This is a genomic window from Rhodococcus sp. 05-339-2, assembly GCF_002258965.1.
Taxonomy (GTDB): Bacteria; Actinomycetota; Actinomycetes; order Mycobacteriales; family Mycobacteriaceae; genus Rhodococcoides.
The window spans coordinates 388501-411815 of the sequence record NZ_NOYW01000021.1 but is presented as its reverse complement, the minus strand read 5'-3'; the positions used below and the strand labels follow the sequence as shown (position 1 = coordinate 411815).

22 protein-coding genes and 1 riboswitch are annotated in these 23315 nt (G+C 64.7%); of the genes, 10 read left to right on the top strand and 12 right to left on the bottom strand.

Features of this window, described 5'->3' with window-relative positions:
• Positions 1-166 precede the first annotated feature (166 nt).
• Positions 167-1972: an AMP-dependent synthetase/ligase gene (locus tag CH273_RS26440; RefSeq protein ID WP_032394403.1), complete on the top strand. Its 1806-nt coding sequence runs from the start codon at positions 167-169 to the stop codon at positions 1970-1972.
• Between the two features lie 25 nt (positions 1973-1997).
• On the opposite strand, the gene CH273_RS26435 is transcribed toward CH273_RS26440, so the two are convergent.
• The 5 genes from CH273_RS26435 to CH273_RS26415 all read right to left on the bottom strand — a co-directional run bounded on the left by CH273_RS26435 (position 1998) and on the right by CH273_RS26415 (position 7029).
• Positions 1998-3122 (bottom strand): glycosyltransferase family 4 protein, encoded by a 1125-nt coding sequence (locus CH273_RS26435; protein ID WP_032394404.1) that lies wholly within the window; start codon positions 3120-3122, stop codon positions 1998-2000.
• A 23-nt stretch (positions 3123-3145) separates the two neighbouring features.
• Positions 3146-4498: a hypothetical protein gene (locus CH273_RS26430; RefSeq protein ID WP_094638092.1), complete on the bottom strand. Its 1353-nt coding sequence runs from the start codon at positions 4496-4498 to the stop codon at positions 3146-3148.
• Positions 4499-4528: 30 nt separating this feature from the next.
• A complete protein-coding gene (locus CH273_RS26425) occupies positions 4529-5515 on the bottom strand; it encodes an NlpC/P60 family protein (protein ID WP_218829591.1) in 987 nt (328 codons plus the stop codon).
• Between the two features lie 382 nt (positions 5516-5897).
• Positions 5898-6452 carry a C40 family peptidase gene (locus CH273_RS26420; RefSeq protein ID WP_032394406.1) on the bottom strand — a complete coding sequence of 185 codons (555 nt, stop codon included), beginning with the start codon at positions 6450-6452 and terminating at the stop codon, positions 5898-5900.
• A gap of 16 nt (positions 6453-6468) precedes the next feature.
• A riboswitch (cyclic di-AMP (ydaO/yuaA leader) is annotated at positions 6469-6632 on the bottom strand.
• 115 nt (positions 6633-6747) lie between these two features.
• Positions 6748-7029: a hypothetical protein gene (locus tag CH273_RS26415; RefSeq protein WP_032394407.1), complete on the bottom strand. Its 282-nt coding sequence runs from the start codon at positions 7027-7029 to the stop codon at positions 6748-6750.
• A gap of 147 nt (positions 7030-7176) precedes the next feature.
• Between CH273_RS26415 and CH273_RS26410 the strand changes: the two genes are divergently transcribed.
• Positions 7177-8976 (top strand): DEDD exonuclease domain-containing protein, encoded by a 1800-nt coding sequence (locus CH273_RS26410; protein WP_082322389.1) that lies wholly within the window; start codon positions 7177-7179, stop codon positions 8974-8976.
• A gap of 54 nt (positions 8977-9030) precedes the next feature.
• Complete coding sequence (locus CH273_RS26405; protein ID WP_027497377.1) at positions 9031-9306, top strand: Lrp/AsnC family transcriptional regulator; 276 nt, start codon at positions 9031-9033, stop codon at positions 9304-9306.
• A 12-nt stretch (positions 9307-9318) separates the two neighbouring features.
• Here CH273_RS26405 and trpD read toward each other — a convergent pair whose 3' ends face one another.
• On the bottom strand, positions 9319-10380 hold the full coding sequence (gene trpD / locus CH273_RS26400; protein WP_032394408.1) for an anthranilate phosphoribosyltransferase: 1062 nt from the start codon (positions 10378-10380) through the stop codon (positions 9319-9321).
• A gap of 53 nt (positions 10381-10433) precedes the next feature.
• Positions 10434-10910, bottom strand: coding sequence for a hypothetical protein (locus CH273_RS26395; RefSeq protein ID WP_032394409.1), 477 nt, complete (start codon positions 10908-10910; stop codon positions 10434-10436).
• A 151-nt stretch (positions 10911-11061) separates the two neighbouring features.
• On the opposite strand from CH273_RS26395, the gene ctaE reads away from it, so the two are divergent.
• From ctaE to CH273_RS26370, 5 genes are all read left to right on the top strand, one after another.
• Positions 11062-11673 (top strand): aa3-type cytochrome oxidase subunit III, encoded by a 612-nt coding sequence (ctaE, locus tag CH273_RS26390; RefSeq protein ID WP_032394410.1) that lies wholly within the window; start codon positions 11062-11064, stop codon positions 11671-11673.
• A gap of 83 nt (positions 11674-11756) precedes the next feature.
• Positions 11757-12605, top strand: a complete 849-nt coding sequence (gene qcrC / locus CH273_RS26385; RefSeq protein ID WP_032394411.1) for a cytochrome bc1 complex diheme cytochrome c subunit — start codon at positions 11757-11759, stop codon at positions 12603-12605.
• On the top strand, positions 12602-13810 hold the full coding sequence (gene qcrA / locus CH273_RS26380; protein WP_230596647.1) for a cytochrome bc1 complex Rieske iron-sulfur subunit: 1209 nt from the start codon (positions 12602-12604) through the stop codon (positions 13808-13810). Before qcrC ends, qcrA begins: the two co-directional genes overlap by 4 nt.
• On the top strand, positions 13807-15579 hold the full coding sequence (gene qcrB / locus CH273_RS26375) for a cytochrome bc1 complex cytochrome b subunit (protein WP_032394412.1): 1773 nt from the start codon (positions 13807-13809) through the stop codon (positions 15577-15579). The genes qcrA and qcrB overlap by 4 nt, the downstream gene beginning before the upstream one ends.
• 229 nt (positions 15580-15808) lie before the next feature.
• Positions 15809-16084 (top strand): helix-turn-helix domain-containing protein, encoded by a 276-nt coding sequence (locus CH273_RS26370; RefSeq protein ID WP_032394413.1) that lies wholly within the window; start codon positions 15809-15811, stop codon positions 16082-16084.
• Positions 16085-16252: 168 nt separating this feature from the next.
• On the opposite strand, the gene CH273_RS26365 is transcribed toward CH273_RS26370, so the two are convergent.
• Both CH273_RS26365 and ctaC read right to left on the bottom strand, forming a co-directional pair.
• Positions 16253-16669, bottom strand: a complete 417-nt coding sequence (locus tag CH273_RS26365; RefSeq protein ID WP_032394414.1) for a cytochrome c oxidase subunit 4 — start codon at positions 16667-16669, stop codon at positions 16253-16255.
• A gap of 18 nt (positions 16670-16687) precedes the next feature.
• Positions 16688-17767 (bottom strand): aa3-type cytochrome oxidase subunit II, encoded by a 1080-nt coding sequence (gene ctaC / locus CH273_RS26360; RefSeq protein ID WP_032394712.1) that lies wholly within the window; start codon positions 17765-17767, stop codon positions 16688-16690.
• Positions 17768-17991: 224 nt separating this feature from the next.
• On the opposite strand from ctaC, the gene asnB reads away from it, so the two are divergent.
• A complete protein-coding gene (asnB, locus tag CH273_RS26355) occupies positions 17992-19920 on the top strand; it encodes an asparagine synthase (glutamine-hydrolyzing) (RefSeq protein ID WP_032394415.1) in 1929 nt (642 codons plus the stop codon).
• Positions 19921-19967: 47 nt separating this feature from the next.
• On the opposite strand, the gene CH273_RS26350 is transcribed toward asnB, so the two are convergent.
• The 3 genes from CH273_RS26350 to CH273_RS26340 all read right to left on the bottom strand — a co-directional run bounded on the left by CH273_RS26350 (position 19968) and on the right by CH273_RS26340 (position 22551).
• A complete protein-coding gene (locus CH273_RS26350) occupies positions 19968-20942 on the bottom strand; it encodes a carbohydrate kinase family protein (protein WP_032394416.1) in 975 nt (324 codons plus the stop codon).
• A 104-nt stretch (positions 20943-21046) separates the two neighbouring features.
• On the bottom strand, positions 21047-21412 hold the full coding sequence (locus tag CH273_RS26345; protein WP_032394417.1) for a HesB/IscA family protein: 366 nt from the start codon (positions 21410-21412) through the stop codon (positions 21047-21049).
• 65 nt (positions 21413-21477) lie between these two features.
• Complete coding sequence (locus tag CH273_RS26340; protein WP_032394418.1) at positions 21478-22551, bottom strand: glycerate kinase family protein; 1074 nt, start codon at positions 22549-22551, stop codon at positions 21478-21480.
• A gap of 100 nt (positions 22552-22651) precedes the next feature.
• Here CH273_RS26340 and CH273_RS26335 point away from each other — a divergent pair, with 100 nt between their 5' ends.
• Entirely contained in the window at positions 22652-23311 is a 660-nt protein-coding gene (locus CH273_RS26335; RefSeq protein ID WP_032394419.1) for a DUF3043 domain-containing protein, read from the top strand.
• The last annotated feature ends 4 nt before the right edge of the window (positions 23312-23315 follow it).

Here is a 23315-nt window from a genome sequence, read left to right as displayed (position 1 = left end):
GTCCCCTCTTCCCGGGTCGTTCCTGCAGGCTCCACCCCCCCTTTTTCCGGGTCGTTCCTGCGGGCTCCACTCCGGGCGCATTTCGATGCCGCGAGCCCGGGTCTAGAGTATCTGTGAAGCCGAGCTATCGACTTTCGTTCTCCCCGTTCTATCCGGAGGTAATCCCGTGCGCGAGTTCACCGTCGCCGCAAAATACGACATCGCGGACACCGACTCGGCTGTCGACACCGTCTTCGTCCGCGCCCGTAACTCACCGGACGCGACAGTGTTCCGCCGCCAGGTCGATGGGCAGTGGCTCGACGTCACCGCCGCCGAGTTCGAACAACTGGTGGTCGGAGTGGCACAGGGCCTCATCGCCGCCGGCATCGAGCAGGGCGATCGCGTCGCCCTGATGTCGTCGACGCGATTCGAGTGGTCGGTTCTCGACTACGCGATCTGGGCCGCAGGCGGTGTCACGGTGCCGATCTACGAGACCTCCTCCGCCGGGCAGGTGGAATGGATCCTCGAAGACGCCGAGCCCGTCCTGCTGATACTCGAGAACGACGCACACGTGCAGGAAACGAAAACCGTTGTGGCAGCTGCGCCGTCGGTGCGGCAGACGTTCGTGATCGAGAACTCCGCCGGGTCCGACGCCGTGCAGGCCCTGACCGACGGCGGATCCGAGATCACCGAAGATCAGGTACATCAACGTGTTTCGACACTCGCCTCGTCCGACCCGGCCACATTGATCTACACCTCCGGAACCACCGGTCGTCCCAAGGGCGTCCAACTGACCCATGCCAATCTGCTCGCCGAATCACTCGGCATTCGCGAGACCTCGCTGAAATCACTGATGAGGCAGGGCCGCAGCACCCTGATGTTCCTGCCGCTCGCGCATGTCCTCGCCCGCGCAGTGAGCATCGCGTCGTTCGATGCCGGAGTCACGCTCGGCCACACCAACGACATCCCGAACCTCGTCGCGACGTTCGGTACGTTCCAACCGGACTTCATCCTCTCGGTGCCTCGAGTGTTCGAGAAGGTCTTCAACACCGCCAAACAGAAGGCGCACGCCGACGGCAAAGGCAAGATCTTCGACCTCGCCACCGAATGCGCAGTGGCGTGGAGTGAGGCGCAGGACACCGGTGGACCGGGAATCGTGTTGCGCGCCAAGCACACCGTGTTCGACAAGTTGGTCTACGGCAAACTGCGGGCAGCGCTCGGCGGTAAGTGCGAACTCGCGATCTCCGGCGGAGCGCCTCTCGGTTCCCGTCTCGGCCACTTCTACAGGGGCATCGGCGTGACGATCTACGAGGGCTACGGCCTGACCGAAACCACCGCGGCGTTCGCGGTCAACACCATCGGCTTCCAGCGCGTGGGCAGCGTCGGGCGTCCACTGCCCGGCAACACCGTGCGCATCGCCGAGGACGGCGAGATCCAACTCCGCGGACCGGTCGTGTTCGACGGCTACTGGCGCAACGAGGTCGCGACCGCCGAGTCGCTGGACGACGGCTGGTTCCGCACCGGAGACCTCGGTTCGGTCGACGAAGACGGGTACATCACGATCTCGGGTCGCAAGAAGGAACTGATCGTCACCGCCGGAGGCAAGAACGTCTCACCGGCCGGACTGGAAGACCAACTGCGGGCGGGTGCGCTGATCAGCCAGGCCGTCGTCGTAGGCGATCAGAAGCCCTTCATCGGTGCGCTCATCACCCTCGATCCGGATGCGTTCGATCGCTGGAAGTCCTCCCACGGCAAGGCCGCCGACGCCACCGCAGCCGATCTGCAGACCGACCCCGAACTCGTCGCGGAGATCGACGCCGCCGTTGCCGACGCGAACAAGTCCGTCTCGCATGCAGAGTCGATCAAGAAGTACCGACTCCTCCCCCACGACTTCTCGGAGGAGAGCGGTGAGCTGACTCCCACCATGAAGCTCAAGCGAAACGTCATCACCGCCGCCTACGCCGACGAGATCGAATCGATCTACGCCCGGTAGGTGCACCGCATCGCGATGACGCGCGTCAGATCAGCGACCGCAGCTTCTCGGTCAGCACGTCCCAGCGCCATTCCGCGTCCACCCACGCGCGGCCGGCATTGCCCATCTGCGTGGCCAGCGTGCGATCGGACAGGATTCGCACGATCGCGTCCGTGATCTCCGAGATCGACGTCCCGTCGACGACGACACCGGTCTTGTTGTGCTGCACCGCTTCCGGCGCACCCCCGGACATGCCCGCGACGACCGGTACGCCGCAGGACGACGCTTCGAGGTAGACGATGCCGAGACCTTCGACATCGAGACCGGCACCTCGGGTGCGGCTCGGCATCGCGAACACGTCGGCGATGGTGTGGTGGGCGGCGAGCTCCGCCGACGGCACGGTGCCGGTGAACACCACGTGTTGCTCCATTCCGGTGGATCGAACGAGCTCGCGCAGGGTCTTCTCGTAGGGTCCGCCGCCGACGATGACCAGGACCGCTCCGTCGACGGCCCGGCGGATCCCCGGAAGCGCGCGGATCAGGAAATCCTGCCCTTTGCGCGGAACGAGCCGGGACAGGCACAGAACGGTGGGGCGATCACCGAGGCCGTAGCGCGCGCGAAGTTCAGCTCGCGCCGCGTCGTCGGGCACGAAGCGATCGGTGTCGACACCGGGCGGTAGGTGTTCGAGGGCGGCAGTCCGCCCGAACGCCGAGCTGAAGCGCCCCCGGGTGTACTTGCTGACGTAGGTCACCACGTCGGTGTTCTCGCCGATCGTGCGCAGGGTCGCACGCCCGCCCGGCACCATCGACCAACCGACCTCGTGACCGTGCGTACTGGCCACGATGCGATCGGCCCCGGCCTTGCGCAGGTACGACGACATCACCGCCAACGGAGCCGACGCACCGAACCACACGGAATCGCAGCCTCGGGACTTCAGGATTCGAGCTGCGCGACGCGCGACGAGCGGAGTCGGCAACATCAGGGTCGTCGGATGCCTGATCACCTCGAAAGGCTGCGCGGCATCGAACTTCTCGTGCGAGTCGCCCCGCCACCGCGGTGCGTACACCACCAGCTCGTCGGCCGGCAGTTGCGAGGCGAAGCTGTGGAGATAGGACTGAATACCACCCGGGCGAGGAGGAAAGTCGTTCGTCACGAGCAGAGTACGACGCATGGCGACAACCGTAGCGCCCCGTCTCAGCCGGCCTGGCGAGCCACCCAGTCGCCCCACGAGGCGACGAACTGTGCGCGGCTCGTTCCCAACACCGACGCGAAGACAGAATCGGTGGAGCTGTCGGAGGCGAGCGACTCGTACAGGGTGCGCAGCCTCGACTCCCCGAATCTGTCGGCCACGAATGCGAACACCGACCACGCCGATTCGTAGGCCACACTCGATCTGGCCCCGCCTGCACCGAAGTCCTCGTTCTTCGGCAGCACCGTCGGCGGCCCGCCCGCCGCCACGATCGCCGCGAGAGTGGGGGCGAGTTGCACGAACTCGGCACCGGAATTTCGATACCCGGAATAGTCGGCGAACCCTTCCGACACCCACAACTCGGTACCGTCGGACGTCTTCGCCCTCGCCGCCACGTGGGTCAACTCGTGGCGCAGAACCGAGCGCACGGTGAAGGGCGTCAACCGCGTCGCGGCGTCGGGACCGAACACCACCCGCTGACCCGTCGGACGGGAGCCGTCGCCCACCACCGCGTCGGACACCGTCACTGCGGCCACCTCGGTGGACGGCGCGGACCCCGTCAGTTCGGCGAACTCCTCCGCGGAGGACGCGACGAACACCAGCCCGTCGCGCGCCCAATCGTCCCCCCAGAAGTCGGTGACGGCCGCGGTTGCCGACGGAAGTTCGGCGGCCAGGCTCTCGACGAACTGCTCGCGGTCCGGATGCCCCATGACCACCGATGTCCCGGCTGCGGTGGGCACCGAGCGCACCTTCAAGGGCCCGTAATCCCACGGCCCACGCCAGGTGTGGCGTCGGTATTCGGTCAGGTCCGCGTCGTCGACCAGCCGCCATCGACCGTCCCGCTCGGCTACCACCAATGAGACCGGCCGACGCGTCGGCGACGCGTCCGGCCCGGCGACCGCGTACTTCAGATACACCGCCGGTGCCCAGACGTCGGTCGAATCCAGCGCCTCGGCGATCTGCGGCGGCACCGGAGTTTCGGGCTCGTCACCCAACTCGTAGTCGAACTCGGAGAAGGGCACGCCCGGCACCACTGCGGCCCGGCGCACCTGCGCCTCCACGAAGTCGGGGGCGGCCAGAGGATCCATCGACTCCCGCAGTGCATCGAGATCGCCGGAGCGAACCGCACGGGCCCACTGGTCCAGGAGAACGGTCACCTCGGCGCGACGCTGCTGATCGTAGGTCGGCGGGTTTCCCGCGACTGTCGAGTCGGCAGTACCTGCGCTGGACGTGCTGTCGAATCGGTGAACTAGGACGACCGAGACGGCCACCGCGGCCACGAGCACGACGGCGAGCAACCGCACTCGCAGCGATCGGGCGAGAACACGCAATCCGGAGCGCCGGTTCGAGCCACTCATGCGGGCGTTCGTCGATCGTCGAGGCGCACCTCAGTATCGACGCGCCCCGTAGTACGGGAACGATGCCATCGACTGAACCTTCACAGGAACACCGAAGGTGGAGGCATGCAGCACGTTGCCGTTCCCGGCATAGATCCCGACGTGAGAGATGTCCGGGTAGAACAGGACGACGTCGCCCGGCTGCAGATCTTTCTGATCCACCGGCGTTCCGCCCGCTGCCTGTGCCTGACTCGACCGCGGCAATGTCTTGCCCACCTGCTTGTAGGCCCACACGACCAAACCGGAGCAGTCGAAGCCGTCCGGACCGGTGCCGCCCCAGACATACGGCTTGCCGATCTGCGTCAGGCCGGCCTGCAACGCACTGGCACCCGATCCCGGCGTCAGATTCTGCAGAATCGTGGTGGGATCGAATCCTTCTGGCAGGGCCGATCCGGCCAGAGCCAACTGCTCGGAGGACGAGAGCGCACTGTAGGCAGCCATGACCTCGGCTATCTGACCCTGCAGCTCACTCTGCTTGGCCTGAAGGTCGTCGCTGACGGCCTTGGCCTGTTCGGCGGCGACACGTGCCTGGTCGGCGGCCGTCGTTGCGGCCTTCTCGGCCGTCACGGCATCCGAGCTCGCCTGCTTGAATCGAGCGACCTGGTCGGCGGTATCGGCAGAGATCACGTCCAGTGCAGACATCTGGTCGAGCAACTGTTGCGGCGAATCGCTGACCATCACGGCGAACAGTCGATTGGTCCGCGCACCCTGGTAATTGACGTTGGCGACCTTGTCCATGGCCGGTTTGAGCTGCGCCAACTGCGCCTGCGCTGCCTCCAGTGCGGCACGACTCCGGTCGACGGCGACCTGTGCGTCGAGTTGCTGCTGGTTCTTGGCGTCGAGATCGATCTGCGCGTTGTGCAGAGCTTCGTTGGTTTGCTCGGACTGGCGAGAGAGCTCGGCGAGTTCGGTCTGCGCGTCGGACGCCGAGTCGAATCCCGGCTGCGCGGTCGCCGTCGTCATCGGGACCACGACCATGCACGCGGTCAGTGCGACAGCAACCACCGAGTTGCGGGCCAGCCGCAACGCTCGGGTAGATCTCGATAGGGCCACGGAAAGCGACTCTCCGTCCTCACACGTGTTGCCTCGAGCGAGGCAACGGTTGGAAAAGTGGACCGAAACCGAACCATACCCATGCTCTTGCGGGCGCGGACGTGAACACGGCCCGAAATCGATGGGGATTCGAGGTGACAGGTCACAAAGTAAACATCGACCAGGTCTCGATCAGATTACGAACTGGGGGCTTCCCTGTCCACCGGACCGGCGTGTCGCGCGGCCGGTGTCCAGATACGACGACAGGGCCGAGCCGATGGACGGCTCGACCCTGTCGGTCGATCACAGCGGACGTCGCTCGCTCGAATCAGTAACGGCGAGCACCGTCGAACGGCATCGAGGCAAGCGGAGCAACCTTGACCGGCACGCCGGAGGTGGATGCATGCACGACATTGCCGTTGCCGACGTAGATACCCGAGTGCGAGCCGCCGTAGAACGACACGACGTCGCCGGGAACCAGGCTGTCGCGCGAGACCGGAGTGCCCGCGGCCGCCTGGTCGTAGCTGGTACGGGGCAGGCTGATGCCGGCCTGCTTGTACGCCCACTGGACGAGGCCCGAGCAGTCGAACGAATCCGGACCCGAAGCGCCGTACACGTACGGTGCTCCGATCTTGGACTCAGCGGCCTGAACGGCCTTTGCTGCCGGGGTGACCTGGGGTGCCAACGGCGCACCCGGTGCAGGCACACCCGGGATGTTGAGGGGAGGGAGGCCCGGGATGTCAGGAATCTCGAAGGTTCCGACGCCGGGAATGGTGAGGGGGGCCGCCATTGCGGGTGCAGCGGGAAGGATGACCACGCCTGCAGTGAGCGCTCCGGCTACGAGGACACGCCGCAATGATCGGTTGGAAAGTTGTGACGCCACGAAAGATGGTGCTCCGTTTCTTCCTATCGTCCGCCGACCGAGTTAGCTGACGGGTTCGGGCTGGGAAGAGCAGCCCTACCCACCGGCCACCGTGTGGTGGCTCAGCGGGATTCACCCCAGTAGATATCGGGTTCCCGGTACGAACACTCTCGCGAGTGAACGATTAGGCGGTGACTTGCGACGCCACTCCGGTTTGGACTGGCGAGACTCCGCAAGGTCTCAGGAAGGTTACGAAATGGCATACCCCCGTGTCGACCCCAACTCGCCGAGGCGAGCGGATTCGGCTCGATTCTCGCTAGCCGGCGCGCTGATCCCCCGGTGTGTCACGAGTCGATAACAACGGAACCTCGGCGGTGTCGTCATCGTTCACAACGAGCTTGAGTGCGGGCACGAGGCCGACGTCGGCGAGCACACCCATGGCACCGAGTTCTTCCTGCTCGAGAGTGATACGAGACGGCGGCCCGACCCACCGACCGTCCGATCTCGACGGCATCCCCGGAGCCCCCAGAAGCACCGTCACGACGCAGTCCGCGCAGGCGATGTCACGGACCAGGCAGTCACTGCAGTCGATGATCATTGTGATCCTTGTCTCTTTGCGGTTTCCGGCGGCCGAATCGGCCGACGAAGCGAAAGATAGCGACGAGCACCGACAGGTTTCGTGACACGGCGACGTTCGACGGCACCATGAACGTTCTTGTCGGGGGTCGGCCCTAACGTCGTCGCGGTGAGCCTGCCCATCCAGCTGACGTTCGACGAACTCGATACCCCGCTGCACGAGACCACGTTCGTCGTCGTCGACCTCGAGACCACCGGCGGGAGCGCGGACACCGAGGCCATCACCGAAATCGGCGCGGTCAAGGTACGAGGCGGCGAAATTCTCGGCGAATTCGCCACCCTGATCGACCCGGGCAGATCCATCCCGCCGTACATCGTGGAACTGACCGGCATCACATCGGCGATGCTGATCGGCGCGCCGCGCATCGAACGGGTTCTTCCCGGTTTCCTCGAGTTCGCACGCGGTTCGGTGCTGGTGGCGCACAACGCCGGCTTCGACACGGGATTCCTCAGAGCCGCCGCCAGTCGTCTCGACATCGCATGGCCGCGGTTCCAGGTGCTGTGCACGGTCAAGCTGGCTCGACGAGTTCTGACACGCGACGAGGCACCTTCGGTGAAGCTGTCCGCGCTCTCCACACTGTTCCGATCCGGTACCAGGCCCACCCACCGCGCGCTCGACGACGCCCGAGCGACCGTCGACGTTCTGCACGGACTCATCGAACGGGTGGGAAATCAGGGGGTTCACAGCTACGCCGAGTTGGTCGACTACCTACCCGCAGTGTCGGCCGGCCAGCGCGCCAAACGCGGGCTGGCTGCTCACCTTCCCGGTACGCCCGGCGTCTATCTGTTCCGCGGCCCGTCCGACGAGGTGCTGTACGTCGGTACGTCCAACAACCTCAAGCGGCGTGTGCGCAACTACTTCACCGGTTCGGAGACGAGAGGGCGGATGAAGGAGATGGTCGCACTGGCGACTCGCGTCGACCACGTCGAGTGTGCGCACGCGCTCGAAGCCGGGGTCCGCGAGTTACGTCTGCTCTCGGCGCACGTCCCGCCGTACAACCGCCGCTCGAAGTTCCCCAGGAAGGGGTGGTGGATCACCCTGACCGACGAGGCGTTCCCCCGCCTGTCGATCGTCCGCACACCGACACCGAACAGTCTCGGACCGTTCTCGGTTCGCGGCGACGCCGCAGAGGCCGCTGCGCTCGTCGCCGAGTTCTGCCGCCTGCGAACCTGCACTCGCCGACTCGCGCGCTCGGTTCGACACGGCGACCAGTGCCCGGCAACAGACGTCGGAGGCTGCCCTGCGGCACTGTGCGGCCCGTTGACGGCCGACGAGTACTCGGACGCCCCGAGGCAGTTTCTCGCGCTCGTGTGCGGTCAGGACGATGCCGTGCTGTACTCCATGCGCCGCCGCGTCGCCGAGCTCGCGGACAAGGAGCTGTTCGAGACGGCCGCTCGTCTGCGTGATCGAATCGCGATCACCGTCGATGCACTACGCAGGATGCACCGATCGGCGGCGGTGGCCGCCATTGCCGAACTCGTTGCGGCGAAACGAACGGCCGACGGCGGGTGGGAGTTGATCGTGGTGCGCTTCGGCCGTCTGGCCGGCGCTGCCGTCGCACCGCGCGGAGTGCATCCGATGCCTGTCGTCGATGCCATCACCGCGTCGGCCGAAACGGTGCTGCCCGATACGACGCCGCTTCGCGGTGCGTCGCCGGAAGAAGTGGGACTGATCGCGGCGTGGTTGCGCACGGACGGAGTCCGGATCGTGCGCACGAGCAGTGGGTACTGCAGCCCGGCACGGTCGGCGGGTTCGTGGGAGTCGTGGTGTCGGACGGCGAGAGAAGCAGCGAGGGCAGGAGTGGAGCCCGCGGAACGACCGTTCGGGGCAGGAGTGGAGCCTGCGGAACGACAAGTGTGGGCAGGAGTGGAGCCTGCGGAACGGCTCTCGGGATATGGCAGCCACTAGGGTTTGGGGGTAGCTCGCGTCGGACACCGAGCTCGAGATGCTGGAGGAGCACAGATGATCAATGCCATCGTCTTGATCGACGCCGAGGCCGATCTGATTCCGGAGGCGGCGCAGGCCGTCGCCGATGTCGACGGGGTGTCGGAGGTCTATTCGTGTGCTGGGGATGTCGATTTGATCGCCATCGTCAAGGTTCGCGATCATGCTTCGATCGCAGAGGTCATCACCAAGCACATCAATCGAGTGAGGGGCGTGCGCAGCACCACCACTCACATTGCGTTCCAGTCCTATTCGAGTGCCGATGTCGATGCAGGGTTCTCGATAGGCGAATAGGTGCGTTCGGTGTCAGTCGGCGAGTTCGGTGGTGCATCGACCCCAGTCGGCGAGTAGCTGTGCTGCCGCGCCTGAATCGACTGTCTTTGCGGCAGTGACCAATCCGGCTTCGATCCGGGCGTGGAGGTCGTCGGATACGCCGTGGTGCGCTGCCATTGCTGCGGCAGCGTTGAGCAGTACTGCGTCGCGGACGGGGCCGTGTTCACCGGCGAACACTCGGTGCGCCACGGCCGCGTTGAATTCTGCGTCTCCGCCTCTGAGTGCTTCGATGGGCGCTCGGGCGATTCCGTAGTCGACCGGGTCGATGGTCTCGACCGTGACGGCCCCGTCGGACACCACGTGCACGGTGGTCGTGGTGGACAGGGTGATCTCGTCGAGGCCGTCGTCACCGCGCACGACGAGCACCGAACTGCCGCGTTGGGCGAATACGCCCGCGACGACGGGGACAAGATTCTCGAAGGCGCAGCCGATCAGTCCGGCGCGGGGGCGGCCGGGGTTGGTCAGCGGGCCCAGCACATTGAACGCCGTCGGGATCCCGATCTCCTTGCGAGCGGGACCGGAGAAACGCAGCGCGGGGTGATGGATCGGGGCGAAGCAGAACCCGATACCGACCTGCTCGACGCTCGACGCGACTCCGGCAGCGCCCAGGTTCACGTGCACTCCCAGCGCTTCGAGCACATCGGTCGTTCCGCTCTTGGACGACGCTGCGCGGTTGCCGTGTTTGACCACTCGAACACCACTGGCGGCGACGACGATCGCGGCCATTGTGGAGATGTTCACGGTGTCTGCTCCGTCACCGCCGGTTCCGACGACGTCGACGGCGTCACGGTCGGTCTCGACGAGAAGGGCGTGCGAGAGCATCGACTCGGCGAGACCTTCAAGTTCCGCAGGCGTCGGGCCCTTCATCTTCAGCGCCACACCGAAGGCGGCGATCTGCGCGGCTGTGGCGTTGTCGGACATGATCTCGTCCATCACCCAACCGGTGTCGGCGCTCGACAGGTCGGAGTACGTGGTCAACGCTCCGAGAATTCGACGCCACGTTCGCGGCTGCTCGTCACTGGTCGGTGCGGTCATGGTGGTTGTGCCGTGCCCTTCTGCCGTCGATACCCGTACGGTGCGGTGGAAGCTTAGCCAGAGGCTGCCCCGGGCTGCGCAGGCTGCAGTGCGTCCCACCCGAGTACCGCTCCCCCTCGTCGCTGGGCGAGCCCGGCCATGCGAGAACGCTCCTGTGAGCAGTGCAAGGCGTCGAGCACCTGAACACGTTGCAGTACCAGAGGCACGCCGTCGTCGACCCGAGGGCGGTAACCGGAGCTCTCCGGTAGATCGACGACCGGTCCCACCTCGTAGCCGTCCTGAGCCGCGACCGCCGCAGCGTCCTCGACTTGGTGCGAGGGCAACACCAGATGATGCCGGAGCACCACGTCCGCCGATTCCGTCCACACCGGCTGGGTCCTCGCTGCTTCGTCGAGCACGGCCGAACACGCCTGTGCATCGTCGAAGCAACTCGCCACTGTCACGAGGTCGTCACGGGTGGGGTCCAGAGGTTCTGCCGTCGATCGCGAGAACAGTCTCCGAAACCATCCACCCTCGGTGCGCTTTGCCATGAGGCCAGCCTTGCACGACTGGACCCTACCGGCCCGTACAGGGGCTCTCACCAGCACGGGAACAAGGACGGACCCGGATTCGTTCCGACACGACGCGCCAAGAGCGGACCCGGATATGCCTTCCGTACTACGACGGGTCATACTTCTCTTTGTGACGAGCGCTGTAGGGACTCAAGGATCGGCAATCACCCAACGCGTGCACTCGCTGAACCGTCCCAATATGGTCAGCGTCGGCACGATCGTGTGGCTGTCGAGTGAACTCATGTTCTTCGCCGGACTGTTTGCGATGTACTTCGTCGCACGCGCCCAGGCGAATGGAATCTGGCCGCCCGAGCCGACGGAGCTGAACCTCGCTCTCGCTGTGCCGGTGACCGCGGTGCTGATCGCATCGTCGTTCACCTGTCAGCTGGGTGTGTTCGCCGCCGAGCGAGGTGACGTCTTCGGACTCCGCCGCTGGTACATCATCACTCTGATGATGGGCACGTTTTTCGTGGCCGGCCAGGCGTACGAGTACTACCACCTGGTGCACGAGGGCACGACGATCTCGAGCAGCGTGTACGGCTCGGTCTTCTACATCACGACCGGCTTCCACGGACTGCACGTGATCGGCGGACTCATCGCCTTCGTCTTCCTGATCACCAGAACGTTGGTCAGCAAGTTCACGCCAGCACAGGCCACCGCCGCCATCGTCGTTTCGTACTACTGGCACTTCGTCGACATCGTCTGGATTGCCCTCTTCGCAACGATCTACTTCATCCGCTAGTGACAGTCAGCACGCCAAAGATAACGAGCGAACGGATTCAGCCCCCGACGTTCGGTCCGTCCCGACACGACAAGGGATAGAAGATGAGTTCATCTCCCCCAGCAGCATCCGACGACAACGCCGCCTCCAAGACGAGACGGCAGCGTAAGACGCGCCGACGCATCACCGGTGCGCTCGTTCTGATGATGGGCCTTCTGAGCGCAGGATTCCTCGCCTCGGCTCTGACGCCGGCTCCGCAGGTCGCGACCGCCGATACCGATTCGGCAGCGCTGATCCGCGAGGGCAAGCAGCTCTACGACACGTCCTGCGTCACGTGCCACGGAGCCAACCTGCAGGGTGTTCAGGATCGCGGACCGAGCCTCATCGGCGTCGGCGAAGCGGCTGTCTACTTCCAGGTGTCGAGCGGCCGCATGCCTGCCGTCCGCAACGAGGCGCAGGCGCTGCGCAAGCCGCCGAAGTTCAACGACAAGCAGATCGACGCGCTCGGTGCCTACATCCAGGCCAACGGTGGCGGACCGACGGTCATCCTCGACGAGAACGGCGAGATCGCTCAGGAGTCACTGCGCGGCGACGACATCGGACGCGGAAGCGAGTTGTTCCGACTCAACTGCGCCTCCTGCCACAACTTCACGGGCCTCGGCGGAGCTCTCTCCTCGGGTAAGTTCGCACCCCCGCTCGGACCCGCGAACGAGCAGGAGATCTACACCGCGATGGTCACGGGTCCTCAGAACATGCCGAAGTTCTCCGATCGCCAGCTGACGCTGGAAGAGAAGTCCGACATCATCGCCTACATCAAGTCGTCCACCGAGACGCTGCCCGCAGGCGGATGGAGCATCGGCGGCTTCGGTCCCGGTACCGAGATGATCGCTATCTGGACGGTCGGCATCATCGCCGTCGTCGGAGCAACTTTGTGGATCGGAGCTAGATCATGACCGACGGCGATTCCGGCCGTAAGGACGCGAACAACGACGAATCCGGACGCAAGGATGCGCCCGGTGCCGAAGGCGTGAACGCGGACAAGAAGTACACCGACGAGGAACTCGCCGCGCTCAGCCGCGACGACCTGGTCAAACTGGGCACCAACCTCGACGGTGTCGACGTCGCTTTCCGCCGCAACCGTTGGGCAGTGGAAGGTACCCGCGCCGAGAAGCGCGCCGAGCGCAGCGTCGCCATCTGGTTCTCGATCGCCGGTCTCGCTGCGGTCGCGTTCATCGGTATCTACCTGTTCTGGCCGTGGCAGTACGCCGGTATCGGCGAAGAGAACTACATTGCCTACTCGCTCTACACCCCGCTCATCGGCGCAACGATGGGTCTGGCGATCCTCGCGGTCGGTGTCGGCGCGGTGCAGTTCACCAAGAAGTTCATCCCCGAAGAGGTCTCCATCCAGGACCGTCACGACGGCGGTTCGTCGGAGACGGATCGCAAGACGCTCGTGGCGGAGCTGGGCGACTCCCTCGACACGTCGACCATCGGTCGTCGCAAGGTGATCAAGCGGTCGCTGGTCTTCGGTGGTGGCGCACTCGGTGTGATGGCGCTTCTCCCCCTGGGCGGCCTGATCAAGAACCCGTGGGCGAAGGGCGAAGATTCGCCGTTGTGGGTATCCGGCTGGACTCCTCGCTACGATGGAGAGACCATCTACCTCCGACGAGACACCGGGCGACCGGAAGATGTCGTTCTCGTTCGGCCCGAGGACTTGGACGCTGGTGCCATGGAGACCGTCTTCCCGTTCCGCGAAGCGGATCGCGAGAGCGAGCACGACCTGCTCGTATCCCTGCGTGGTGTTCGCAACTCGGTCATGCTCATCCGCCTTCGCCCGGACGCCGCCAGCAACGTCGTCAAGCGCAAGGGTCAAGAAAGCTTCAACTACGGCGATTACTTCGCCTACTCCAAGATCTGCACGCACCTGGGTTGCCCGACATCGTTGTACGAGCAGCAGACCAACCGAATTCTCTGCCCTTGCCACCAGTCGCAGTTCAACGCGCTCGAGTACGGCAAGCCGATCTTCGGACCGGCTGCGCGTGCGCTGCCCCAACTTCCCATCACTGTCAACGAAGAGGGATTCCTCGTCGCTTCGGGAGACTTCACCGAAGCACTGGGACCCGCCTTCTGGGAACGTCGTCCGGAGCGTGACTCATGAGTACATTGCAAAACCTCGCCGCCAAGCAGGCCGACGGCGTAGACAGTCGCTATCACCTGGCACCTGGGCTACGGCGCCAGATCAACAAGGTGTTCCCCACCCACTGGTCCTTCCTGCTCGGTGAGATCGCGCTGTACAGCTTCGTGATCTTGCTGATCTCGGGCGTGTTCCTCACCCTGTTCTTCGACCCCTCGCTCAGCGAGGTCGTGTACGACGGTGCGTACACCCCGCTCAACGGTGTGACGATGTCCAGGGCGTACGCAACGGCTCTCGACATCACGTTCGAGGTTCGCGGCGGTCTGTTCATGCGACAGATTCACCACTGGGCGGCTCTGATGTTCGCCGCCTCGATCATCGTGCACATGATGCGCATCTTCTTCACCGGCGCGTTCCGTCGCCCGCGTGAGGCCAACTGGGTCATCGGCTGCCTGTTGCTCATCCTCGCGATGTTCGAGGGCTTCTTCGGCTACTCGCTGCCCGACGATCTGCTCTCCGGCACCGGCCTCCGCGCCGCACTGGGTGGCATCACGATGAGCATCCCGATCATCGGTACGTGGATGCACTGGCTCATCTTCGACGGCGACTTCCCCGGCACGATCATCATCCCGCGCCTGTACGTCGCTCACGTTCTTCTGCTGCCGGCAATCATCCTGGCCCTGATCGCGGCCCACTTGGCTCTGGTCTGGTACCAGAAGCACACCCAGTTCCCCGGACCGGGCCGCACGGAACAGAACGTCGTCGGCGTTCGTATTCTCCCGGTCTTCGCAGTCAAGTCCGGTGCCTTCTTCGCCGTCACCTTCGGCATCCTGGCAGCAATGGGCGGACTGCTCCAGATCAACCCGATCTGGAATCTCGGACCGTACAACCCGTCGCAAGTGTCGGCCGGTGTGCAGCCCGACTTCTACCTGATGTGGACCGACGGCATGGCCCGACTGTGGCCTGCCTGGGAGATATACATCGCTGGGCGCTACACCATCCCGGCAGTGTTCTGGGTGGCAGTGATCATGGGTCTCGTCTTCACCGTGATGATCGCCTACCCCTGGATCGAGAAGCGTCTCACCGGAGACACTGCGCATCACAACCTGTTGCAGCGTCCCCGCGACGTTCCGGTGCGTACCGCGATCGGCGCGATGGCTCTCACCTTCTACGTGATCCTCACGCTCTCGTGCATCAACGACCTCATCGCGTACAAGTTCGACATCTCGCTCAACGCGATGACGTGGATCGGTCGTATCGGAATTCTGACCATGCCTCCGCTCGCCTACTTCATCGCGTACCGATTCTGCATCGGATTGCAGCGCAGTGACCGGGCAGTTCTCGAGCACGGCATCGAAACCGGAATCATCAAGCGCCTCCCGCACGGCCAGTACGTGGAAATCCACCAGCCGCTCGGACCGGTCGACGATCACGGACACCCGATCCCCCTCGACTACCAGGGCGCACCCGTACCGAAGAAGATGAACAAGCTCGGCTCGGCCGGAAAGCCTGGCTCGGGATCGCTGTTCAGTCCGGACCCGGTGGCACAGAGCAAGGCTCTCGAAGATGCCCTCCACAAGGGTGAACACGAGCAGCTCACGATGCTCCGCAACTACCAGGCGGGCATTCACGGCAACGGCCACGCGAACGGTAACGGTCACTCGAACGGCAACGGCCACTCGAACGGCCATGCCAATGGCAATGGCCACGCGAACGGCAACGGCAATGGACTCCATGCGGACGAGGACGCTGCTATTGCTTCGGGTCGAAGTGACAACGACAGAGAACACTGACATCTGACAGAGTCCGAAAGAGGGCGACACCGGCAACGGTGTCGCCCTCTTTTCTTGTCTGCCGACACCATCCGGACCCACAGCCGGGGCTCGCTGTCCTGAGCACGACGGCTGAGGATCCGCGAGAGTCCCGAGCGGCCCTCCCTCCCCCACCGGCGGACGACCCACTCGCTGTATCGGCCGATCTCGGCTCGCGGGTTCTCGACGAACCGGTATTACTATCGGTCTCATGGTCCGCATTCCCCTCACCCCCGGCGAACTCGCCCGTGGTGCCAGGCTCGGCTCTGCGCTCCGTCTTGCCCGTGGTGGCCGAACCATGACCGAGGTTGCCGACAAGGCCGGCATCTCGGTCGAAACTCTGAGGAAGATCGAGACCGGCCGAATTCCGACGCCGGCGTTCTTCACCGTCGCCGCATTGTGCGGTGCGCTGGACATCTCCCTCGACTCGCTTGCCGATTCGACGTCCTGTTCCGGTCGGACCCACTCGGAGGCCGACGTCTCCTGACTGTCGCCTGTGGTGCACCTCCCGCTTACACCTCCCGAGTTCATAGCTCCGTCGACGTCACAGCCGCCGTGAGCCGAGCATCCGGACCGGCCTGTGCGTGTACAACAGAAAAGGGCCCTGATCGTTCGTGAGAACGACCAGGGCCCTTGTCGGGTGGAGCTGGTGGAGTCAGTGGCGCTCGGCACCTACGTGGTACTCGAAGACCAAACCTGCGGCCGCGGCGATGACACAGAAGACGCCCAGAGCGATGAGCCACGGCTGGAAGAAGGCGAAGCCGATGGCAGTGACGGCTGCAAAGGCTGCCAGCACGATCGGCCAGAAGCTGCCGGGGCTGAAGAAGCCCAGGTCGCCTGCACCGTCGCTCACCTCGGCGTCGTCGAAGTCTTCCGGGCGCGTATCGAGGCGTCGGGCGACGAACCTGAAGTAGGTACCGATGATCAGGGTCAGACCCACCGACAGGAAGATCGCGGTGACTCCGGCCCACTCCACTCCTGTGCGGCTCAGGCCCGTGAACAACGTGTACACGATGCCGACCAGGAGGAAGAAGACAGTGAGGATTTCGAAGATCTTGGCTTCGATTTTCATATCAGCATGCTTCCTTGGTCAGTTGCCTTCAGCGACAGCGGCTGTTCGGAGGGTGCGGTCGGTAGAGAACGGCGAGGTGCTCGTTGCGAGGGGGCTTTCGCCGATGGCTTCGAGTGCCTGCGCATTGGTCAGCGCATCTCCGCCCTCGGACAGGGGCTTGCGCAGCTCGATGTACTGCTCGAAGCGCTCCGGAGACACTGCACGAACCTCGAAGTTCATCATCGAGTGGAAGGTGCCGCACATCTCGGTGCACCGTCCGACGAAGGAGCCTTCGCGTTCGATCTCGCTGATCTGGAAGACGTTGTCGGAGTGGTTCTCCTCGGGGTTCGGGAGGACGTCGCGCTTGAACAGGAATTCCGGAACCCAGAATCCGTGGATGACGTCCGAGGACGCGAGCACGAACTCGATGCGCTTGCCGGTAGGCAGAACCAGAACCGGGATCTCGTCGCTGGATCCGACCGTTTCGATCTTGTTGTAGTGCAGGTACGACAGATCCTGCGTGGAAGCTCCGTTGATCGGTCCCGGAACGAATTCGCCGTCCTCGCTGCCCTCGGCACCTTCGCCCGGGGTTGCCGCGGCCTCGGCCGCAGCCTGCTCTTCCTCGTCGGTGCCCTCGTACTTGGCGGCACCGTCCTTGAGGTCGATGGTCCGGTATCCGAACTTCCAGTTCCACTGGTACGCCGTGACATCCACCTGGACATCGGGATCTGCCTGCTTCTCGTCGACGTAGTTCTGCACCACGACCGTGAAGTAGAACAGCACCGCGATGATCACGAACGGAACCGCCGTGTAGAAGAGCTCGAGCGGAACGTTGTACGCCGTCTGGCGAGGGAACTCCGGTGAGCTCTTCTTCTTACGGTGGAACAGCACCACCCAGAAGATGAGAACCCACACGATGATGCCCATGACCAGGGCTGCAATGACCGACCACGTCCACAGATCGCCGATGCGTCGCCCCTGAGGGGTGACGCCCGAGGCGAAACCGAAATTGAGTACGTTGTCGCTGCTGATGGAACAGCCCGACAGCATCAACGCGGCTACACCGAGAAATGCTGTCAGCCCCGCTCGCCGAAGGATCCGACTCTGCGCCACGTTCACGCCTTCCTGATTGCCCACCACTGAAGAATAAGGGCTTCCACATGGAGATGCCCGAGTACTACGCAGCGTAGACCAAAGCCGGAGGAGAACCACCCTTGGGTCGTTACCTACGTCCGAGCGTGTCTGCGGCATACTCGGATCCTGATCTACAGTCCCGCTGACGACGCTCGCGGAGACCAGGACCCCTGCACTGTCCCCAACTGCGAGAAGAGGTAGCAGACGCCGTGTGTGGACTGCTCGGAGTACTCACGTCTCACGGAACGACCGCCGCCGGAGTCGAACTCGTCGCTTCGGCGACCCATTGCATGCGACACCGCGGCCCGGACGAGCCCGGTGGCACCTGGCACGACGACGACGTCGTCTACGGCTTCAATCGGTTGTCCTTCATCGACATCGAACACTCGCATCAGCCGATGCGTTGGGGTCCGCCGGAGTCGCCGAACCGGTACGCGCTCGTCTTCAACGGCGAGATCTACAACTATCTGGAACTGCGCGCAGAACTGGCACGCGAGCACGGTGCCGAGTTCAGCACCGAGGGTGACAGCGAGTCCATCGTCGCAGCGTTTCACTACTGGGGTGCTGCCGCTGTGGAGCGGCTTCGGGGCATGTTCGCATTCGCCGTCTGGGACACCGAGACCCGTGAGATGTTCGTCGCTCGCGATCCCTTCGGCATCAAGCCGCTGTTCCTGGCCACCGGTCCGGGTGGCACCGCATTCGGTAGTGAGAAGAAGAGCGTGCTCGAGCTGATGGAGTTGCTCGGTGTCGACACCGATCTCGACCCGCGCGCCATCGAGCACTACACCGTTCTGCAGTACGTCCCCGAGCCCGAGACCCTGCACGCAGGCGTTCGGCGGCTCGAGTCCGGTTGCTACGCCACCCTGTCCCCCGGTACGACGCCGAAGATCACCCGCTACTTCACACCGAAGTTCCCGGTGCAGCCGTTCGCGCCGGGCACCGAGAAGGCGCGGTACCAGGAAATCGCCGAGGCACTCGAAGATTCGGTGGCCAAACACATGCGCGCCGACGTCACCGTCGGCTCGTTCCTCTCCGGCGGCATCGATTCGACGGCCATCGCAGCTCTGGCGATTCGCCACAATCCCGACCTGATCACGTTCACCACCGGATTCGAGCGCGAGGGCTACTCCGAGGTCGACGTGGCGGCGGAGTCCGCGGCCGCCATCGGAGCGAAGCACATCGTGAAGGTCGTGGGGCCCGAAGAATTTGCGGCATCCATTCCCGAGATCGTCTGGTATCTGGACGATCCTGTGGCCGACCCCGCCTTGGTGCCGCTATACTTCGTCGCCAAGGAAGCACGCAAGCACGTGAAGGTCGTGCTGTCCGGTGAAGGTGCGGACGAATTGTTCGGCGGATACACCATCTACCGCGAACCGCTGTCGTTGAAGCCGTTCGAGTCGCTGCCCGCCTTCCTTCGACGAGCGGCCGGCTCGTTGAGCGAGCGAATCCCCGAGGGCACGCGCGGCAAGAGCCTGCTCAACCGCGGATCGATGACCCTCGAAGAGCGGTACTACGGCAACGCTCGCAGTTTCAACGACGCGCAGTTGCGCTCGGTGTTGCGCGAGTTCCGGTCCGAATGGACCCATCAGGACGTCACCGCCCCGATCTACGCGCAGTCGCAGGGATGGGATCCGGTGGCTCGCATGCAGCATCTGGATCTGTTCACCTGGTTGCGTGGCGACATTCTGGTCAAGGCCGACAAGATCACCATGGCGAACTCACTCGAGTTGCGAGTCCCGTTCCTGGACTCCGAGGTCTACAAGGTTGCCGAGAAGCTCCCACTCGAGCAGAAGATCACCAAGAGCACCACCAAGTACGCTCTGCGTCAGGCGCTGGAGGGCATCGTTCCCGGTCATGTCCTGCACCGCGCCAAGCTGGGATTCCCGGTGCCACTGCGCCATTGGCTCCGCGGCACGGAACTCTTCGACTGGGCGCACCAGCAGATCGCCGATTCGCAGACCGATCACCTGCTGAACAAGGCAGCCGTCGTCGCAATGCTCGACGACCACCGCGCCGGCCGGTCCGATCACAGCCGTCGACTGTGGACCCTGCTGATCTTCATGGTGTGGCACGGAATCTTCGTGGAGAAACGCATCGTGCCGCAGATCGCCGAACCGGAGTACCCGGTCAACATCTGATCGAGGTCACCTCGCCGCCCCGATGGCTCGGGGCGGCGAGATCGGCATCAGACGGGGAGCAATGCCCCGATCTCCTCGCCCGCGTCGGCACCGTACGCCGCGGTCAGACGTTTGATCGCGTCGTCGCGATTGAGCTCCCACTCCTGAGTGCCGGTGGTCTCCAGCACCAGCACGGCCACGAGCGAACCGAGTTGCGCTGCGCGTTCGATACTGGCTCCGGCCATGTGTGCCGTGAGAAAACCTGCCCGGAAGCCATCGCCGACGCCGGTCGGGTCGACCTTGCTCGTCTCGGGCACGACGCCGATGTGGGTGTGTTCGCCGCCCTTGGCCACGATGTCGACGCCGCGCTTACCCAGGGTGGTGACACGTAGCTCCACCTTCGCAGCGATGTCCGCGTCGGACATGCCGGTCTTCTGCTTCAGCAGTGCCCATTCGTACTCGTTGGTGAACAGGTACGCGGCACCGTCGATCAAGTCGGTCGCCTGCGCTGCGTCGAGCCGGGCGAGCTGCTGCGACGGGTCGGCCGCGAACGGGATACCCGCAGCGCGGCACTGGGCCGTATGCGCTGTCATGGCGTCGGGGTCGTTCGCGCCGATCAGAACCAGGTCCATCTCGTGCTGCGCCGCGAGCGTCTCGATGGAAATATCACGGGCCTCGCTCATCGCTCCGGGGTAGAAGGACGCGATCTGCGCCATGTCCTCGTCCGTGGTGCAGACGAAGCGGGCGGTGTGCGCGGTAGCGGACACGCTCACACCACTGCAGTCGACGCCGTGCTCCTCGAGCCAGGTCCGGTATTCGGCGAAGTCCGGTCCCACGGCCCCGACGAGAAGAGGCGCACCGCCGAGAACTCCGAGTGCGTACGCGATGTTTCCGCCGACGCCTCCCTTGCGAATCACCAGATCGTCGACCAGGAAGCTCAGCGAGATGTTCGAGAGCTGGTCGGCGACTATCTGCTCGGCGAACCGTCCGGAGAATCGCATCAGATGGTCGGTCGCTATCGAGCCGGATACCGCGAGAGTCACGAAGGAGGGCCTTTCGGTTCTTGAGTGCTGGAGAGCTGCTGGGCAGACACGACTGTGACCGATACACGCACGCGTGTACCGGTCACAGTCGAGTACGAGTCAGCTCAGTTGAACGAGTCGCCGCACGCGCACGATCCCGTGGCGTTCGGGTTGTCGATCGTGAAGCCCTGCTTCTCGATCGTGTCCACGAAGTCGATGGATGCACCCTCCACGTACGGGGCGCTCATCCGGTCCACTGCGAGCGTGACGCCGTTGAAGTCGACCGCGAGGTCGCCGTCGAGGCTTCGGTCGTCGAAGAAGAGCTGGTAGCGCAGTCCTGCGCAACCACCTGGCTGCACCGCGATGCGCAGCGCGAGGTCGTCGCGGCCTTCTTGGTCCAGCAACGCCTTGGCCTTGGTCGACGCGGTCTCCGTCATGGTGACCTTGTGCGCTGTGGTTTCGGTCGTTGTGGCCTCGTTCGAGACGGTCATGGGCTCTCCCTATCAGTCGTACAAACCCGTGAACTACTCAACCGTACTCCCGGTGGCTCTATTCCTCACGCTCGCCGCCTCGGTTGTACGGCAGGGTCGTCCACGTCGGCCGCTACGCGCGCGGCCAGCTGTTCGAGCTGGTTCGCCGCGTCGGACATCGCCAGCTCCACCGATCCTGCGAACTCACTGATCGAGTGCGCAGCGGAGATACCCGCCGATTCCAGTTCGTCCTCGGACAATGTGACCTGTCCCGCGAGCACGATCGTGTCGATACCGGTCGCGCCGCCCGCGGCAGCCATTCTCGTCACCAGCTTGCCCCGCAGCGATTGCGAGTCGAATTTGCCCTCACCGGTGAGCACCAGGTCGACGGAGTCCAACAGTTCTTGCTGGCCGGTCCGCTCGGCCACGACAGCCGCCCCGGGCTGCTGCCTGCCGCCCAGTGCGAACAACGCCGCCCCGAGACCACCGGCGGCCCCGGCACCCGGCCGGTCCGCCACGTCGTAACCCGCGGCGGACAGGACCGCCGCCCAGTCGGCGTTCAGCTCCTCGAGCCGAGCAACGGTCTCTGCGTCGGCACCCTTCTGTGGACCGAAGACTCGGGCTGCACCGGCGTCGCCCAGCAGCGGATTCTCCACGTCCGACGCGGCGACGAGGTCGATGTCGGACAACCGGGCGACTGCCGATCCGAGTCCGCCCAGCGCACGAATCATCGCGCGGCCACCGTCGCTGCAGCTACTTCCGCCGAGTCCGACGAATATCGTTTCGGCTCCGCTGTCCAGTGCCGCGCCGAGCAACTGGCCGACGCCGTAGCTGCTCGCCTTTGATGCGGACAGTGGGGTGGGCGGCCCGTCGAGCAGATGCAGTCCGCAGGCCTGAGCCGATTCGATGTATGCCGCCGTGCCGTCGAGCAGCCATTCGGCTCGGACCGGGTTGCCGAGCGGCCCGTCCACATCCGCGAACTGCACGGTGCCGATGCGCGAAGCCAGTACTTCGACGAAGCCGGGGCCACCGTCGGATTGAGGGGCGAGTTCGAGCTCGTCGGTCTCCCGAACCGACGCCCATCCCCTGGCGATGGCGTCGGCCGCGGCCGCGGCAGTCAGGGTGTCTCCGAACGAATCCGGCGCAATCATCACTCGCATCGTCGGAAGTCTAGGGCTGCAGCGACGGAACGGCATCCGCTGTTTCGTCGCTGACCTGGCCGGTGTTCGAATCCGACGAGCCATCCCATACTCTGAGTGCGTGAAGCTGCTACGCCGTGGAAACTCTGACAATTCGGACGGAAACGACTCGAACGAATCCGAGTCGACGACGGCCGGGAGCGACGCGACCTCTTCGGTGTCTCTCGGTAAGGGCCGACCGACCCCCAAGCGTCGTGACGCCGAGGCGCGGCGTCGTGGACCGGTTGCTCCTGCTCCGCTGACGAGCAAAGAGGCACGCGAGCGCCGCAAGGCGAACAAGGGCAGCAAGGAAGACCGCAAGGCCGCCTCCAACGAGCGACGCGCCGCCGCAGCCGAGCGTCGCGCACGCATGCTCGCGGGCGACGACAAGTACCTGCTCCCCCGCGACAAGGGTCCGGTCCGCGCATACGTGCGAGACATCGTCGACGCGCGGCGCAACCTCGTCGGACTGTTCATGCCGCTCGCGTTGATCTTGATCTTCGCGTTGTTCCTGCAGCCTCAGGTGCAGCAGTACGTCACCCTCGGCATGTTCGTGATGATGCTCTTCATGGTCGGTGAGGGCATCTACCTCGGCAAGATGATCAACAACAAGATCCGGGTGCGGTTCCCCGAGACCACCGACGGTGGTTTCAAGATCGGGTGGTACGCATTCGTACGCGCGTCCCAGATCCGCAAGATGCGCGCCCCCAAGCCGCGAGTCAGCGCCGGCGAGGCCGTCTGACGTC